Annotated in this window: 14 protein-coding genes and 1 pseudogene; 1 reads left to right on the top strand and 14 read right to left on the bottom strand. The window is 66.1% G+C overall.

Annotation, left to right across the window (positions count from 1 at the left end):
- Positions 1-44: 44 nt before the first annotated feature.
- From NN2_RS12205 to NN2_RS12255, 11 genes and pseudogenes are all read right to left on the bottom strand, one after another.
- On the bottom strand, positions 45-305 hold the full coding sequence (locus NN2_RS12205) for a hypothetical protein (RefSeq protein WP_039778610.1): 261 nt from the start codon (positions 303-305) through the stop codon (positions 45-47).
- The gene (locus tag NN2_RS12210; RefSeq protein ID WP_063013174.1) at positions 302-1495 is read right to left on the bottom strand and encodes an NADH:flavin oxidoreductase; all 1194 of its coding nucleotides are present in this window, start codon (positions 1493-1495) and stop codon (positions 302-304) included. Before NN2_RS12210 ends, NN2_RS12205 begins: the two co-directional genes overlap by 4 nt.
- On the bottom strand, positions 1492-3483 hold the full coding sequence (locus tag NN2_RS12215) for a flavin-containing monooxygenase (RefSeq protein ID WP_063013176.1): 1992 nt from the start codon (positions 3481-3483) through the stop codon (positions 1492-1494). The genes NN2_RS12210 and NN2_RS12215 overlap by 4 nt, the downstream gene beginning before the upstream one ends.
- On the bottom strand, positions 3480-4364 hold the full coding sequence (locus NN2_RS12220; RefSeq protein WP_063013178.1) for an SDR family NAD(P)-dependent oxidoreductase: 885 nt from the start codon (positions 4362-4364) through the stop codon (positions 3480-3482). The genes NN2_RS12215 and NN2_RS12220 overlap by 4 nt, the downstream gene beginning before the upstream one ends.
- Complete coding sequence (locus NN2_RS12225) at positions 4364-5251, bottom strand: SDR family NAD(P)-dependent oxidoreductase (RefSeq protein WP_063013180.1); 888 nt, start codon at positions 5249-5251, stop codon at positions 4364-4366. The genes NN2_RS12220 and NN2_RS12225 overlap by 1 nt, the downstream gene beginning before the upstream one ends.
- A 109-nt stretch (positions 5252-5360) precedes the next feature.
- Positions 5361-6329, bottom strand: coding sequence for an alpha/beta hydrolase (locus NN2_RS12230; protein ID WP_063013182.1), 969 nt, complete (start codon positions 6327-6329; stop codon positions 5361-5363).
- Between the two features lie 75 nt (positions 6330-6404).
- Positions 6405-8030, bottom strand: a complete 1626-nt coding sequence (locus NN2_RS12235) for a flavin-containing monooxygenase (RefSeq protein WP_063013184.1) — start codon at positions 8028-8030, stop codon at positions 6405-6407.
- 163 nt (positions 8031-8193) lie between these two features.
- A pseudogene (locus NN2_RS12240) lies at positions 8194-8571 on the bottom strand (VOC family protein); the annotation flags it as partial.
- 19 nt (positions 8572-8590) lie between these two features.
- Positions 8591-9775 carry an acyl-CoA dehydrogenase family protein gene (locus tag NN2_RS12245; protein WP_063013188.1) on the bottom strand — a complete coding sequence of 395 codons (1185 nt, stop codon included), beginning with the start codon at positions 9773-9775 and terminating at the stop codon, positions 8591-8593.
- Positions 9776-9816: 41 nt separating this feature from the next.
- Positions 9817-11013 (bottom strand): 3-ketosteroid-9-alpha-monooxygenase, oxygenase component, encoded by a 1197-nt coding sequence (locus tag NN2_RS12250; RefSeq protein ID WP_063013190.1) that lies wholly within the window; start codon positions 11011-11013, stop codon positions 9817-9819.
- Between the two features lie 151 nt (positions 11014-11164).
- Positions 11165-12247 (bottom strand): ferredoxin--NADP reductase, encoded by a 1083-nt coding sequence (locus NN2_RS12255; RefSeq protein WP_082856936.1) that lies wholly within the window; start codon positions 12245-12247, stop codon positions 11165-11167.
- A gap of 238 nt (positions 12248-12485) precedes the next feature.
- Here NN2_RS12255 and NN2_RS12260 point away from each other — a divergent pair, with 238 nt between their 5' ends.
- Positions 12486-13286, top strand: coding sequence for an IclR family transcriptional regulator (locus NN2_RS12260; protein ID WP_063013265.1), 801 nt, complete (start codon positions 12486-12488; stop codon positions 13284-13286).
- A 45-nt stretch (positions 13287-13331) separates the two neighbouring features.
- On the opposite strand, the gene NN2_RS12265 is transcribed toward NN2_RS12260, so the two are convergent.
- From NN2_RS12265 to NN2_RS12275, 3 genes are all read right to left on the bottom strand, one after another.
- A complete protein-coding gene (locus NN2_RS12265; RefSeq protein WP_063013192.1) occupies positions 13332-14897 on the bottom strand; it encodes an FAD-dependent oxidoreductase in 1566 nt (521 codons plus the stop codon).
- Between the two features lie 84 nt (positions 14898-14981).
- Positions 14982-15380 (bottom strand): VOC family protein, encoded by a 399-nt coding sequence (locus NN2_RS12270; RefSeq protein WP_063013194.1) that lies wholly within the window; start codon positions 15378-15380, stop codon positions 14982-14984.
- Positions 15377-16135 (bottom strand): SDR family NAD(P)-dependent oxidoreductase, encoded by a 759-nt coding sequence (locus tag NN2_RS12275; RefSeq protein WP_030517585.1) that lies wholly within the window; start codon positions 16133-16135, stop codon positions 15377-15379. The genes NN2_RS12270 and NN2_RS12275 overlap by 4 nt, the downstream gene beginning before the upstream one ends.
- Positions 16136-16184 lie beyond the last annotated feature (49 nt).

Consider the following 16184-nt stretch of genomic DNA (forward strand, 5'->3'; position numbering starts at 1 on the left):
CCGGGTGCGCCCGCGTGGTCGCGGGCTCACCCGGCGCGCGTTTCTCAGTGCAGCCGCGGGATATCGTCACCGGTCGGCAGTTGAATTCTGGATTCCGGCAGGGCGTGTTCGCGCACCGCGCGGTCGATCCGGCGACGCAGGACATCGCAGCCGCGTTCCTGATGCCCCACACCCCGGCCCTGGGCCGCGATCACCGGGCATCGTCCGGCCTCGCCGGTCCACTGGACAGACGTATGCGCCGCACTGAATTTCTCGATCAGCACGCGCTGGCCGCACTGCTCGCAGTCGAGCGGACGCATGGTCATCGCGCGGCCGATTGCGGCACGGCCAATACGCAGTGCGTGTCGTAGAAGATCGTCGGCATGCACTTGTTGCAATGGATGCACAACGACTTCGTCTGGTTATCCTTCGCGATCCGGTTGATCAGATCCGGCTCGCGCAGCAGGGCACGAGCCATCGCGACGAATTCGAATCCCTCGGCCATCGCGGTGTCCATAGCAGCCTTGTCCGTGATGCCGCCCAGCAACACGAGCGGCATCGACACGTTCGCCCGGATCTGGCGCGCCGCGTCGAGCATGAACAGATCTTCGTACGGATAGTCGTGCAGGAAGAATTTGCCCGCGACCTTCACGCCGAACCGCATCAGCGGTGACATGACCGCGGCGAATTCGTTCAGCGGTGCCTCGCCTTTGAACAAATACATCGGATTAAGCAGGGAACTGCCGATGGTGAGTTCGATGGCGTCCAGACTGCCGTCGGCTTCCAGCCACTGCGCGACCTGGATTGCCTCGTCGAGCCAGAACCCGCCCGGCACACCGTCGTCCATGTTCAGTTTGGCCAGTACCGCGATGCGGTCCCCTGCGGCCTCGCGCACCTCCGCGGCGACCTCGCGAACGAGGCGAGCGCGATTGCGCAGTGAGCCACCGTAGGAATCCTTGCGCCGGTTCAGGGCCGGGCTCAGGAACGAACTCGCGAAGTAGTTGTGGCCGAAATGGATTTCCACGGCATCGAATCCCGATTCGATCGCCAGCCGGGTCGCGGTGCCGTGAGCGGTGCGGATCCGGGCGATATCGGCGAGTGTCGCGGCATGGGTGAGCTGCGGACCCATCGGGCTGATCCGCCGCGACGCCGACAACGCCGGGTAGCCGTTGGATTTCGCGTTCGCCACCGGTCCGGCGTGACCGATCTGGGCCGACGCTGCCGCCCCCTCGGCATGGACAGCGTCGGTGAGCCGGCGCAGGCCGGGTATCGCCTCGTCGCGCATCCAGAGCTGATCGGCCTCGGTACGACCTTCCGGCGCCACCGCGCAATAGGCGACCGTCGTCATCCCGACTCCCCCGGCAGCCACCTGCCGGTGGAATTCGATGAGCTGATCACTGACCAGCGCACCCGGGGCCATGTGCTCGAAGGTCGCGGATTTGATGGTTCGGTTGCGCAGCGTCACCGGGCCCAGCCGAGCCGGGGCGAGAACATCGGGAATCGAATTCGCGGTCACGACAATGCCTTTCGATGCGGCAGGAAGGTCAGATCCTCGGGGTGCGGGGCGCGCAGCATGGTCCAGTAGTCGACGAGCCGCCACGGGCACGGCACGACCGCACGCCCCGCGGAATTGCGGTAGTACCCGTTGACCTGCGCGCCGGGGTGCACCCATACGGTCTCGTCGAGCGCCTCGTCGACGCGCTCGTTGTACTCGTCCTGCGCCCGCTGCTCGACATCCATCGCGGCGTGGTCGTTCTCGAGCAAGTACTGCAGGCACTCGATGATGTAGTGGACCTGCTCCTCACCGGTGATGTTGTGTCCAGCACCGTGATTGGGCGCGGAGTTCGGCCCGGCGGTGATGAACAGGTTCGGGAATCCGGAAACCTGTACTCCCAGGTACGCCCGCGGGTCCTCGCCGCCTTTCCAGATCTGCGCCAGCGTCGCGCCGTCGCGGCCGGCGATGTCGATCGTGGTGGTGAACTGCAGTTCGAATCCGGTCGCGAGGATGATCACGTCGGCGGGTATGACGGTGCCCTCGGTGGTCACGACACCGTCGGGTGTGATTCGCTCGAACGAGGCCCTGTGCAGGTGTACGTGGTCGCGGTTCAGCGCTTTGAAGAATCCGGGGTCTTTGACGATCCGCTTCGCGTAGGGGCGGAAATCGGGAGTCAGCTTTTCGACCATATCCGGCCGGTCCGGGAAGCTGTTGCGCAGATACTCCTGCGCGGTGCGCAGGACCATGTCGTTGGCCGGCGATGCGGACAGGTGGGTGGCCGCCCATTCCTTGTCGATACGCGGCAGCGGATAAAGGTTGTCGGAGGCGAACCAATAGGTGCGCAGCCGGAACCACTTGTCGTAGAAGGGCAGATGGGCCATCGCCCACTTCTCGCCGGCCGGGACGTCGCCGCCGACCGTCTTCTCCGGGACCAGCCAGTGCGGACTGCGCACGACCACGTCAAGGGTGTCGACCTCGTCGACGATGCTCGCTACGACCTGCACCGAGGTGCAGCCGGTACCGAGAACGACCACGCGCTTGCCGCGCAGATCGATCTCGGTATCCCATTCGGCGGTGTGCACGAGCGTCCCGGCGAAGGTGTCCATACCCGGCACATCCGGAATGTTGGGGGAATTGAGCATGCCGAGCGCGGTGATCACCGCGCGGGCGCGGTGGTGGGTCAGCTCACCGTCGCGATCCTCGGTGACGACCTCCCAGCGGTTCTCCTGGTCCAGCCAGGTGGCCGATCGCACGCGGGTGCCGAATCGAATGTGCTCGCGCAGCCGGTATTTCTCGACTACACCGAGCAGGTATTCCTGATATTCCGGTCCGGTCGGGTAATACCGCGACCAGTTCGGGTTCAGCTCGAACGAGTAGGAGTAGTAGTGACTCGGGGTGTCCACAGCCGCGCCGGGATAGGTGTTGCGCTGCCAGGTGCCGCCGATATCGTCGCGCTCCTCGAAGATGGTGAACGGAAAACCCGCTTCCGCCAACTTGATTCCGGCGTTGATGCCGACGATCCCGGCGCCGATCACGACGACGTCGAAGTCCGCGGGCGGGGTGACCGTCACCGGGACATGGCGCCGATCCTTGGTGAATCCGGCCTGTTCCAGCAGTATCGGCACGAATTCGTCGTCCACCCGCTGCGCGGTGCAGACCGTCGCCATGCGTTGGAACAGCTCGTCGTCCGGAACATCCAGGGTTGCAACCGAATCGGGCGTCAAGACCTCGCGCGCGCGGGCGCGGATGTCCGCGGCGACATCGTCGGGATAGGTGCCGGGCGGGACCGTCGGACGCGTGCCGGTGCGGTAGTGATTGCCCGGCTCCTCGATCGTCAGGCGCGGACCGAATTCGTCGAGCAGTCCCACGTCGCCGGTTACGTGCACCATCGACATGAGCAGCGGCGCCACCTCGCACTCGTCGATGGCCCGGTGGAGTGCGGCCTCCGGATCGGAGGCGGCGGTAGCGTCGGAGGAAGATGGGACGCCGGTGACGATGGTCTCTGTCATGAGTTACCTTCCGGGAGTGGCACGCCCATCCGGGCGAGCATGTCTCGTGGATTCGCGGGCGGGCGCAGATTCAGCAGTTGGTCGCCACGCCTGGTCGCCGACGCCGTGCACATCTCGTCGTCGGAGAAGACCCAGAACTGCCCGCGGGCGATCTGTTCGACCATGTGCTCGGCTGCCGCGAGCGGGTCGAGTCCCTTTTCGACGTTGTCGCGCTGCATGGCGGCGAACACCGCATTGGCGGTGGGATCGGACGTGGGTGCTTCGCGCTGCGCGGCGAGGAAGATCTCGCTGCGGATCGAATGCGGCACCACGGCACTGACCTGGATCGGCGCGCCGATGATCGACAGATCCTGATGCAGGCATTCCGTCATCGCCTGCACCGCGAATTTGCTCACGATGTACGGCGACTGCACGGCGACGGTGTTGAGGCCGCCCACCGAGGACAGGTTCGCGATGCACGACGGGGATCCGGCTCGAATCATATGCGGCACAAAGGACTTCAGGCAGTAGAAGACGCCGTCGACGTTGATCTGCATCACCCGCCGCCATCGGGCCGGGTCGATCTCCCAGAGCAGTCCCGAGGACTCCACTCCGGCATTGTTGATCAGCAGCTCGACGCTGCCGTGCCGGTCGAAGATCGCCGCCGCCATGGTGTCGACGGCGGCCTCGTCGGCCACATCTACCCCGTACCCCTCGGCACCGCCGCCCTCGGCGACGATCTCGGCCGCGACCTCTGCCGCACGACCGGCATCGATATCGGCGACGACCACGGTCATGCCGAGGCTGCCGAGATGTCGAGCCAGGCCACGGCCGATACCGGCTGCAGCGCCGGTCACCACCGCGGTGCCCCGCGAGAATCGTTCCCGGGCGGCCGCGGTCATCACACGCCCTCCGGAAGAATGTTCGGGTTCGCCCACGAAGGTGGTTCTCGCCGTGGCAATTCGGCGCTGCCGTCCAGCGACATCACCGGAGTGTGCGTCGTATACGGGTAATGGAGGCTGAAGGCCACCAGGCCGGTGCGGTCGGCCGCCGGCACCGTGCACATCTCGAGCACGGTTTGCGCCAGGTACTCCACCGGCTCGGTCTCGTAGCCCTCGGGCAGTAGTGCCGACGCACCCGGAGTCATGATCGCCGTCGACGGGCCGACCGCGTTGACCGCGATTCCGTCGTCGAGCAGCTCCGCCGCCAGGCCTTGCGTGAAACGATGCAGCGCGGCCTTGGCCGAGGCGTAGACGACATCCCCGGAGGTCTTGTTGTACTCCCGGAACGGCCGGATCGGACTCAGCCCGGTCGAGGAACCGATGTTGACGATCCAGCCCGCCCCCTGTTTGCGCAGATGGGGAATCGCCGCCCGGCTCAGTACGAACGGCACTTCGAGATAGTGCTGCACGGTCCGATGGAACGTCGCGTCGCTCATCTGCTCGATCGAGCTGTAATCGGCGAAACCGGCGTTGTTGACCAGGATGTCGATGCCGCCGAGTTCCGCGACGACTGTGTCGATCAGCCGGCCGCGTTGTTCGGCGTCCTCGAGGTCGGCCGGGATCGCCACCGCGCGGCCACCCGCGGCCTCGATCAACTGCACGGTTTCGTCCAGCGAACCGGCCAGCAGATGGGTCGCGCCCGCACGCACCGCAGGGCTCGGCGCATGTGAGCGCGCGGTGACCACCACCGTCGCGCCCTCAGCCGCCAGACGCTGCGCGATCGCTCGTCCGATTCCGCGGCTACTACCGGTGACCAGGGCTTTCTTGCCACTGAGTCGCTGTGTCATGCTTACCTTCCGCATTCGCTGTGTCCGGGTTCACACCCGCATCCATCGTGGGCTGCCGACCAGTCCCGCTCGGCCACCGCTTCCGCTCAATGGGACAGTGAATCGGGCATCACTGGGACAGTGAATCGGGCACCGCCGCCGAGGCGAGAAGCTCACGCATCATGTGCCAAAGGTGCTGGCGCGCAGGCTCGGTCAGTGACAGGCTCGGGAAGGTCAGAAATCCGTGGAACAGCCCATCGAAGCGGTGGGCGGTTACCGCGTTCCCGGCATCGGCGAGACGGCGCGCGTAATCCTCACCGGCCGAGCACGGCGGATCCAACTCGGCGGTGGCCACCACCGCCGGCGGCAATCCGGCCAGGGACTCGGCCCGGCTGGGCACAAGATACGGACTGTCGGTGCCCTGCGGCGCGTACTGCTGCCAATACCAGCGCATGGCCGTGGTCGTGTTGTAGTACCCCTCGCCGTAGCGCTGGTAGGACTCGGTACCGAAATCGTCGTCGATCACCGGGTAGAGCAGGACCTGCCCCGCGATCCGCGGACCGCCGCGATCGCGCGCGGCCAGGCTCACCGTCGCCGCCAGATTGCCGCCCGCGCTGTCTCCGGCGACAACGAGTCGAGTTGCGTCACCGCCGAATTCGCCGGCATGGGCGGCGGCCCACTGCACCGCCGCGTACATGTCCTCCATCGCCGCGGGGCCGGGGTGCTCGGGAGCACGCCGATAGTCCACCGACACCACGGCGACACCGACGGCTTGCGCCATCGATCGGCAGAACTCGTCGTGACTGTCGAGATCGCAGAAGACGAAACCACCGCCGTGGGCGAACACGACTACCGGAAGCAGTTTCGGCACATGGATTTCCGGCACGTACAGGCGCAGCGCCAGGTCTCCACCCGGTCCCGCGATCACCCGGTCCTCCGCCAGACGCATGGCGGGCATATGTGTCAGCGGAGCCCGCCGGGACACGATGATCTCGCGCAATTCGGCGGGGTCGTGCTCGGTGACATCCGGAAACGATTCCAGTGCCGACAGCATCGCCTCGACATCGGGATGCAGGTCGGACCGTCGTTGTCCGCCCATAGAGACCACGTCCTTACTTCGTTCGATGGGTACGCGACGGCACGCTCACGCCGTCCGCGGGAATTGCGGCCGGAATCAGGGGGCGGCCGGTGCCGGGGTGCCGCTCAGTTCGAAGCCCTTGTAGCCGGCCGCGGCGACCTCCGCGCAGATCTCGTTGTATTTGCCGAAACCGCCGATGTAGGGCATGAAAACGCGAGGCTTGCCGGGGATGTTGGCGCCCATGTACCAGGAGTTGGCAGTGGGGAACAACGTGCGCGCGGCGACCTCGTTGCACTCGGTCACCCATTCGCCGACCGATTCCTCATCGGCCTCGATCGTGGTGAAACCATGCTCGTCGAGGTAGTCCAGGCAGTCGCTGATCCAGTCGACGTGCTGTTCGGCCATCAACACCATATTGGCCAGCACGCTGGGACTTCCGGGCCCGGCGAGAATGAACATGTTCGGGAATCCGGCCATGGCCAGCCCGAGGTAGGTGCGCGGTCCCGCCGCCCACTCCTCGCGCAGTTCACGCCCGCCGCGGCCCCGGATATCGATGCGCGACAAAGAACCCGTCATCGCGTCGAAACCGGTGGCGAAGATCAGCACGTCGAGGTCGTAGGACGCCTCCGCGGTGCGCACGCCGGTCTCGGTGATCTCGGCGATCGGGGTGGTGCGTAGATTCACCAGGGTGACGTTGTCGCGGTTGTAGGTGTGGAAGTAGCCGTCGTCGGTGACGATCCGCTTGGTGCCGATGGGATGGTCGTTCGGGATGAGCTGATCGGCGACCTGCGGATCGCGCACCATCTCACGGATCTTCGCCTCGACGTACTCGCGCGCGGTGTCGTTGGCGGCCAGGCTCGTCGTCTGGTCCGGGAAGGCCTTGGCGAACAGGTAACCCCCGCGCTGCCACCACTCGTCGTAGATCCTGGTCCGCTCCGCGGCGTCGACCTCGAGTGCCCCTTTCGGGTGCGGACTGTTGGGTGTGCCGCCACCGCTGCGGCGCGACAGTCGCCGCCGTTCGGCGTAGTTGGCCTTCACCTCGGCCACGAACTCCGGGTCCAGTGGCCGATTACCTGCCGGAATCGAATAGTTCGGGGTGCGCTGGAAGACATAGAGGTGTTCGGCCTGCTCGGCGAGCACCGGGATGGCCTGGATACCCGAGGAGCCGGTGCCGATGACGCCGATCCGCTTACCGGTGAAATCGACCGGATCGTGCGGCCATTCGCCGGTGTGGTAGCTCTCCCCGGCGAACGTGTCGCGGCCCGGGATGTCGGGCTTGTTCGTCGCCGACAGCACTCCTGTCGCCAGAATGCAGAAGCGCGCGGTCACGGTGCGGCCGGTGTCGGTGGAGATGGTCCAGCGCTGGGCCTGCTCGTCGTAGACGGTCGCGGTCACTCGAGTCAGGAAGTCGTAGGCCGAGCGCAGATCGTGCCGGTCTGCGACGTGCTCGAGATAGCGCAGGATCTCCGCCTGCGTGGCGAACCTTTCCGACCAGGTCCACTCCTGTTGCAGTTCGTCGTCGAAAGAGTATGAGTAGTCGATACTTTCGACATCGCAGCGCGCACCCGGGTATCGGTTGTGGTACCACGTTCCGCCCACACCCTCGGCGGATTCGAAGCCGTGCACGCGCATGCCGCGGCCGCGCAGTTTGTACACCGCGTAGAGCCCGGAGATCCCCGCCCCGACGACCACGGCGTCGAATTCGCTGTCCTGATTTGTCACTGGATTCACTTCCCTCGATGAGGTGATCGATTGAGCCACACCGTAAGTGGCGTATTTCCCCCGGAAACGACGCGTTCCCACCCAGCGGGCCGGCCGGGCCCGCAACACCGCTGAGTGGGATCGAGTTGTGCGACTTCGACCGGCGAACGCCGGTCGCGGCTGGTCAGACGGCGACGGACGCCTGCTGCGCTTCGGCCTGCTGCGCCTGCTTCAGCTGCCGGGCCCACATCCATTCGTGGCCCCAGTAGCTATCGGCGGTGATCTCCTCGGCGGTGTAATAGTTCTCGTCGACCGGCACGCCACCAGTGCCGTACTCGATATCCCAGCCGCCGGGCACCCGCCCGTAGAACGAGACCATCTTGTCGTTGGTGTGCCGGCCCAGCGTGGAGGACACCGGGCAGTCGCGGGCCATCACCTGGTCGTAGGCGCGCCCTACCGCATCCAATCCCAGTACCTCGAAACCCACTTCGCGCCAGCGGTCGATATCGGTGGCGAGCACTCGGACGTATCCGAGTCCCTCGATTTCGGTCATCGGTGCAGGTGTTCCTTTCGGGAACGAATCAGATCATCACGCGAAGCGGGCCCTGCGGCACCTCGACTCCCAGGGAGGCCATCGCCGCCGCGTGATAGGTGGTGCTGCTGACGTGGATCGCGTGATGGAGGCCGGCATGTGCATCCCGCCAGAACCGCTGCAGCGGCTTGTCCATACGAAGGGCGTTGCCGCCGGCCCTGTCGAAAATCTCGTCGGCGGCACGAACGGCGCGCCAGGCAGCACGTACCTGGTCCCGCCGCACCCTGGCCCGAGTCTCGAAGTCGATCTCCTCGCCGAGATCCACCATGTCGTAGATGCGGTCGACGTTGGCCAGCAGCTGCTGGCGGGCGGCGTCGATCTCGGACGCCGATTCCGCAAGTGCGTGCAGCACATAGGGATCGTCCTTGACGAGCGTGCCTGCCGCACCGACCCGATCGCGCTGATACTCGATCCCGGCCGCCAGCAGTCCCTCGCAGATACCGATCGTCGCCGACGTGATGCCCAGCGGGAACATGGTGGACCACGGCATCTTGTACAACGTCTCGGTGACCCCGTACTCCTTGGCCGCGGTGCCGTCGATGACCTTCGCCGAATCCATCACCCGGTAGTCCGGAACGAACGCGTCCTTGACGATGATGTCTTTGCTGCCGGTGCCACGCAGCCCGACCACGTCCCAGGAGTCCGGAACGATTTCGTAGTCCGAGCGGGGCAGGATCACATGCAGTCCCCGCGGCGGCATCAGTGGTTTTCCGTCGTCCCCTCCGACCAGCGCACCGAGGAAGATCCAGTCGCAATGATCGGTGCCGGAGGAGAACTGCCACCGGCCGTTGAGGACATAGCCACCGTCGCGAGGCACCGCCACACCGCCGGGCATATACGGCGACGCCTGCCATGTGTCACCGTCGGCGCCGAGGACCTCCTCCTGCACCTTCGGATCGGCGAAGGCCAACTGCCACGGATGAACTCCGACGATGCCGCCGACCCAGCCCGCGGAACCGTAGATGCCGGCAGTCTTCATCACGGTTTCGGCGAACACCCGCGGATGCGCTTCGAAGCCGTTGTACTTCTTGCGCTGCAACAGCCGGATCAGCCCGGCATCCTTGAGGCCCTTGGCCATATCATCGGGCAGCCGGCCGAGCGACTCCCCTTCTTCGGCGCCGGCGCGGATTTCGTCGGCGATCGCGATGATGTTGTCGAGCACTGCGTAGGACATCTGAGGTACTCCTGGTCGAAGCTGGAAGGGCTGAATCGGGGTCAGGAACCGGTAACCGCTTCCGAGCGGCCGGACGACAACTTGGGGGCGATGGCACTGCGTCCGGCGGCGAGGTTGGCGTCCACCTCGGCCTGCCAGTTCTGCAGTGCGCGTTCGGTATCGATCTCGAATTCGAATCGGTTGACCATTTCCGGCTTGATGTCCTCGACGTCGACGTAGAACTGTTCGTACCAGCGGCGCAGCTGATAGACCGGCCCGTCCTCCTCGCACAACAGCGGATTGTCGATGCGCGCCTTGTTCTTCCAGATCTCGACGTCCTGCTCGAAGCCGATCGCCACGCCCTTGGCGACCGCGGCCGCGATCTGGTCGGCGGCCTCGTCGTCCATTCCGACCGGCTTGCGCACCATCACCCCGTACTGCAACCGGAACGAGGTCGGGGTGACGGGGTAATGGCAGTTGATGAGGTAGATATTCGGGTCACCGTCCGGGTCCACACCTCCGCTCCACAACTTGTCCACCATGTAGGACGGCCCGTAATACGTTGCGTCCGACTGGCTTTCGAGGCTGTAGTTGGTACTCTGACTGACTCCGACGGCATCGGCGCGGGGCCGTGAACGCATCAGCTGGTTCGCGGTGTGTCCCTCGAACACGTTGCGGAAATATGTCGGCATGCCGTAGTGGACGTAGAAGAAGTGAGCCATGTCGACGACGTTGTCGACGATCTCGCGACAGTGCGAGCCTTCTACGTCCACGTGGTTCCAGACCCAGTCCGTCCAGCCCGGATCGCCATAGGTCGGCACCTCCGGCACCTCGAGCTCGGCGGGCGGTGTGCGGCCCTGCGGGTCGTTCCAGACGAACAGCTGGCCGCTGATCTCCCTGGTCGGCCACGCCTTGGTCCGCGCCAGCGGCGGAACCCGCCGCGCATAAGGAATGCCCGCGCACTTGCCGTCGCCGCGCCAGCGCCAGTCGTGGAACGGACAGGCGATGTCATTCCCCTTCACCGTGCCTCGCGCCAGATTTCCACCCATGTGCGGGCAGAAGGCGTTGAGCACGTTGAGTTTTCCATCCTCACCGCGGAATACGACCAGTTCGGTGCCGAAAGCCGAGATCTGGTGCGGCTGCCCGTCGTCGAAGTGGCGGACCAGCCCCAGACAGTGCCAGCCGCGAGCGAATCGCTGCGGCGGTACACCGCTGTCGATCACGCGGATCTTGTCTTTGGCGTCGGTCGCGGAATTCACGATACCTCCTGGTCAGACGGTTGCGAGTAGGCAACCTTTCGCGGTGGGATCAGCGTCGCAGGCGGCAGCGAGGGTGTGACGTGGGTCTCCTACTGAATGGGACGGGTTTTCGCCTCGATCCGGCGGCGACGCCGAGCCGGCGCCGCTCCGATCAGTATTCGATCGAAATCTCGTCGCTCACCGGTTCGGCCTGACACGCCAGGATGTAGCCGTCGGCGAGATCGTCGTCGGTCAGAATCTCGTTGTGCGCCAGAGTCACTCGCCCTTCGGTCAGTGAACAGACGCAGGCGCTGCACGCGCCCTCGCGGCACGAATACGGCGCCTCGATCCCGGCGGCGAGCAAGGCATCGAGGAGTTTGCGCCCGGCCGTCCACGGCACCTGACGGTCGGCGCCGTCGATCGACACACGCACCTGATAGACGACCTCGCCAGAGCCGGACACCTCGTTCTGATCGTCGGCCGCGAACGGGTCGCGCCGCAGGGACAGAAACCGCTCGGAGTGCACGCGCGCGGCCGCGAAACCCGTTTGTCCACATACTTCGGCGGTGAGGTCCATCAGCGGTGCCGGGCCGCAGATGTAGACCGACCGGTCGCGCAGCGGGCGCAGCAGTATCGACAGCGCCCGGCGACTGGGGTAGCCCTGCACCGACTCCAGGATGTGGATCACCGAAAACCTCTCGGGGAAACGGTTTTCCAGCTCACGCAGCTCCGCGGCGAAGATGACCGACTCCTGGTCGCGGTTGGCGTAGATCAAGACCACGTCGCCCGCGCCGCCGAACAGGATCGATTTCGCGATCGCGATGACCGGCGTGATTCCGCTGCCGCCCGCCACCAGGACCACGGCCTCGTCGAGGGAGGCCGGGACGAAGGTGCCGGCCGGCGGAAGCACATCCAGTTCGTCACCGATCCGCACCGTGTCGCAGAGCCAGTTCGACCCGTGGCCGCCCGCGACCCGTTTGACGGTGAACTTCATCGCCGGGTCGGTGTGCGGTGAACTCGACAGGGAATAGCACCGCGCCGAGCCGGTACCGATGTCGGGAACTCGGATGGTGAGGAACTGCCCCGGGCGATACTCCGTTTTCGTCATGCCGGCCAGCGGTTCGACGACGAACGATCGCGCCTCGGCAGTCTCTTCGACGATCTCGGTGATCCGGACCCGGGCGACGCGAGTTGCCGCCGTCGCTTCCGCCGCATCGGCGCGGGACTCCGGATCGGTACTCGTCTTCGTGGACATCCGCACTCCTGATCGTGGTCAGCACTACGCGCCCGGATCCCGGAGCCGGGGGCCACGGCAGGCTATGCCGCGAAAATCGGCGAAAAAGGGCGATATCTCGCTCATCGGGAAGGTCGTCCGATGCCGATCCCATATCCGTGCGATCGTCGTGCCCGCGCTCGTCACGGCTGTTCGACGTGCACATGCACGTGGTAGTACCGTGGCGAGCATCACAGCGACGTGGCTGGTGGGAGGTCTGGTGAGAACAACAAGCACTGCCGGGGTCCCGGTCTCGGTGGTCGAGCGGGTATCGCTGGTGCTGGAGACTTTCAATGGAGTAGGGCCGCTGACCTTGGCCCAGGTGACCTCCCGGACCGGTCTGCCCCGCTCATCGGTGCACCGGCTGCTCGAACAGCTCGCGAGCGCGGGCTGGCTCGCACGCTCGCCCGAGCAGACGTACGAACTCGGCGTCAAAGCCTACGAAATGGGACAGGCGGCCCTGAATCAGAATCGTCTGCTGCAAGGAGCGCGTCCGGTGATGCAGGCGTTCGCCCAGCAGACCGGGTTCACCATCCAGCTGGGTGTGGTCGACCACGGTGACACCGTCTACCTCGCGAAGGTCAACGGACGCGCATCAGGACCCACCCCGACGGCCGTGGGACAGCGGGTGCCCGCCCACCTGACCGCCGTGGGCAAGGCACAGATCGCATTCAGCGAGACCGCGAACAATCCGCAGATCGTGCAGACCCTGCACCACATGGCTACCGGTGAACTCGTGCGACGCACCACGCAGAGCATCACCTCCGACGCCCGGCTGAAGGAGGAACTCGCCGTCATCCGGGAGCGCGGCGCCGCGTTCGATCGCGGAGAAGCCTTCGCCGGACTCGGCTGTGTCGGGGTATCCATCGGCCCGGCGGACCATATCTACGGCAACCTCGCCGGTATCTCCGTCTGCGCGTCGGTCACCACGCTCGACTACCGCAAACTCGTCGGTCCGGTGCGGATGGCGGCCCGCGAGATCTGGGATCGCTGCGTAGCAGCCGACCTGGCCTCCCATTGATGCGGCTCGGCCGCGACGGTTTGTACGTCGCGGCCCGAGCCTCGATCAGGATGCGGTGGCGTCCGCGGCGCTGAGCCGCCCTGCCATATCCGAGACAGCTCGATAGGCCATGACCATGCCGGACCCCAGGGGGACACCGGGACCGGGATATACCAGCCCCGCAACCGAAGCCGCGGAATTACCTGCGGCGTACAACCCGGCGATCACCGATCCGTCGGGCCGCTGCACTGCGCCCTCGCGATCGATCACGGCGCCGCCCTTGGTTCCGAGGTCGCCGAGGACCAGGCGCACCGCATGGAATCGTGCACCGTCGAGAGGAAGCAGACACGGTTCGGGCGAGGCGGCGCCGACGAAGAAGCGACCGAACGGATCCTCTCCGCGACCGAAATCGTCATCCTTGCCGCGCCCGGCGAATTCGTTGAACCGGCGTACCGTCTCGGTCAGCTGCTCGGCGTCGACGCCGATCGCCGCGGCGAGACCGGCGAGATCGGTGGCGGTGTGCCACAGTCCGGCCTCCGACATCTCCGCCCGGTCGGGGACGGGGACGCAGATGGCGGGCAGGTCGTCACCGAATCGGTTGTCGAAGATGAACCAGAAGCCGTCACCGTGCCCCAGGCGCATCCGCTCCCGCATCTCCCGGCCCATGCGATCGTAGGGCAGCATCTCGTTGGCGAAGCGCTGCGCGGTCTCGTCGACGACGATTCCGGCGCGCACCCCGAGGGTGAATGCGGCGTGCCCGTTGGGGAACAGCGTGGCCGGACACCACCACGACTGATCGAGCAGGTCGAGGGCGGCGCCTGCCGCTTGTGCGAGCGACACCGCGTCGCCGGTCCCGGTGTCCGGATGCGAGGAACTCCAGTCCGCGGTGGGCATGTCCTGCCAGGTCCGGCGCAGCTCCGCCGAACGTTCGTAGCCACCCGCGGCGAGCAGAACGCCGGCACGCGCCTCGATCCGAGTCGGAGTGCCGGCCGGGCCGGCCACCACGACGCCGGTCACCCGATCCGACTCGTCCTGGACCAGTTCCGTGACGCGTGTGGACAGCATCAGGTCGGCGTTGCCGGTCGCGTCGAGGGCGAGGACCATGCGCGCGATCCAGGCCTGACCGCCGTCGAGCATCGACCGGTCCAGCTCGATGCCGAACTGGTCGGCCGCCACCATCGGCCGGATGTCGGTCAGTCGATCGCCGACCTCTTCGGCGGATATCGCGCCGGCGAAGATACTGCGCCCGTTGGCACTTCGTCCGGGCGCGTCGAAATAGTCGGGGAAGGGTCGGTGTTCGAGCGGGATACCGACGGTGTTCTCGAGGAAGTCGGCGACGACCGGGCCGGTTTCGAGGTAGGCGCGCTGTACCTCCGGGCGGGTGTGTTCACCTACGAGCGAGCTGAAGTAGGTCAGTCCCGCGCCGACCGAGTCTTCGACGCCCTGCCGCTCGAGCACATGGTTGCCGGGCAGCCACACGCTACCGCCCGAATACGCCGAGGTGCCGCCGAAGCGATCGGTCTTCTCGATTACGCAGGTCGACAGACCGCGATGGGCCGCGGCGAGCGCGCCCGCGAGGGCGGCGCCACCCGAGCCCACCACTATGACGTCGTATGAATTATCCCAGGTCATCGCCGCATTGCTCCATTCTCCGGTCCGGGCGTGAACGGCGCCACGCTAAATGCCGTGGATCGCCACCACGCCCGGACTTCCCGCTCAGCGGTCCTGTAGTTCGGCGGGCCCGACAACCTCGATGAGGTAACCGTCGGGGTCACGGAGTTTGCCGATCGTGCAACCGAATTCCGTCAGCACGGTGGCGGGCATTTCCTGGGTGCCACCGTGTGCGCACCCACGGGCCAGCAGTGCGGCGACGTCGGCGGTGTTGAGCACCAGCTTCACCAGCATGTTGCCGTGGTCGGGTGCCGTGGCATTCGCGCGCGGCGCGATCAACTGGATCCCGGCCGTCCCGGCACGCACAATCACCGCATCGAAGGCATCGGTGGCAATCGATCGTTCCTCGGTGAATCCGCAACCGGCGGTGTAGAACTCGGTAGCGGCGGGCAGATCCGATACCCGGATCGCGGTGAGCGACAGGGTGGTCGGCGCAACGGTCATCGGGTCTGCGATCCGCCGTTGAAGTCCAGGGTCTGTCCGGTCATCCCGCCCGCCTCGTTCGAGGCGAGGTAGGCACAGAACGCGCCGACCTCGATCGGGTCGCCGAGTCGCCCGATCGGCACTCCGGCGATGAGTCGCTCGATCTGCTCCGGCGGCATCTTGTCCACCAGGTTGGCTTGCAGGCCGAGCGCCACGATGTTGGCGGTGACGCCGTACTGACCGGTCTCGGCGGCGAGGTGGCGGATGAAGCCCTCGATACCGCTCTTACCGGTCGCGTACATCGACACGTTGATGTTCTGTCCGGTGCGCGCACTACCCGAAGAAATCTGCACGACGCGTCCCCAGCCGGCATCGCACATACCGTCGATGACCGCTTTGATGCAGTTCATCGCGCCGTAGATGTTGAGGTCGATCGACGGCGCCCACTGGTCCGGCGTCAGCTCCCGAAACGGCTTGCTGACCCGGTCCTCGGCGATGCCGGCGTTGTTGACCAGGATGTCCACGTGCCCGCCCAGCTCGGCCTCGGCCGAACGCACCGCATCGACCGTGGCCCGATAGTCGGTGACGTCGAACGCCCGCACGATCGCCTTATTACCTTCCCCGGCGATGGCCGCGGCCACCCGCTCGGCGCGGTCGGCGTGCAGGTCGTTCACCACAACCGTCGCACCCTGACGCGCGAGGACCGTCGCGATCCCCTCGCCCACGCTCTGGCCAGCACCGGTGACCAGGGCGATCCGTCCATCCAACTCGAACACGAATGCACCTTTCCCTTGATTGCGCCATCACATCGCAGGGATGGCGACC

This window comes from Nocardia nova NBRC 15556, assembly GCF_001613005.1.
Classification (GTDB): Bacteria; Actinomycetota; Actinomycetes; order Mycobacteriales; family Mycobacteriaceae; genus Nocardia; species Nocardia nova.

Coding starts and splice junctions, on each gene's coding strand:
- NN2_RS12265 (WP_063013192.1), bottom strand. CDS start 14,897: ATGACCTGGGATAATTCATACGACGTCATAGTGGTGGGCTCGGGTGGC.
- NN2_RS12225 (WP_063013180.1), bottom strand. CDS start 5,251: ATGACACAGCGACTCAGTGGCAAGAAAGCCCTGGTCACCGGTAGTAGC.
- NN2_RS12230 (WP_063013182.1), bottom strand. CDS start 6,329: ATGGGCGGACAACGACGGTCCGACCTGCATCCCGATGTCGAGGCGATG.
- NN2_RS12215 (WP_063013176.1), bottom strand. CDS start 3,483: ATGACAGAGACCATCGTCACCGGCGTCCCATCTTCCTCCGACGCTACC.
- NN2_RS12245 (WP_063013188.1), bottom strand. CDS start 9,775: ATGTCCTACGCAGTGCTCGACAACATCATCGCGATCGCCGACGAAATC.
- NN2_RS12205 (WP_039778610.1), bottom strand. CDS start 305: ATGACCATGCGTCCGCTCGACTGCGAGCAGTGCGGCCAGCGCGTGCTG.
- NN2_RS12255 (WP_082856936.1), bottom strand. CDS start 12,247: ATGTCCACGAAGACGAGTACCGATCCGGAGTCCCGCGCCGATGCGGCG.
- NN2_RS12270 (WP_063013194.1), bottom strand. CDS start 15,380: ATGACCGTTGCGCCGACCACCCTGTCGCTCACCGCGATCCGGGTATCG.
- NN2_RS12220 (WP_063013178.1), bottom strand. CDS start 4,364: ATGACCGCGGCCGCCCGGGAACGATTCTCGCGGGGCACCGCGGTGGTG.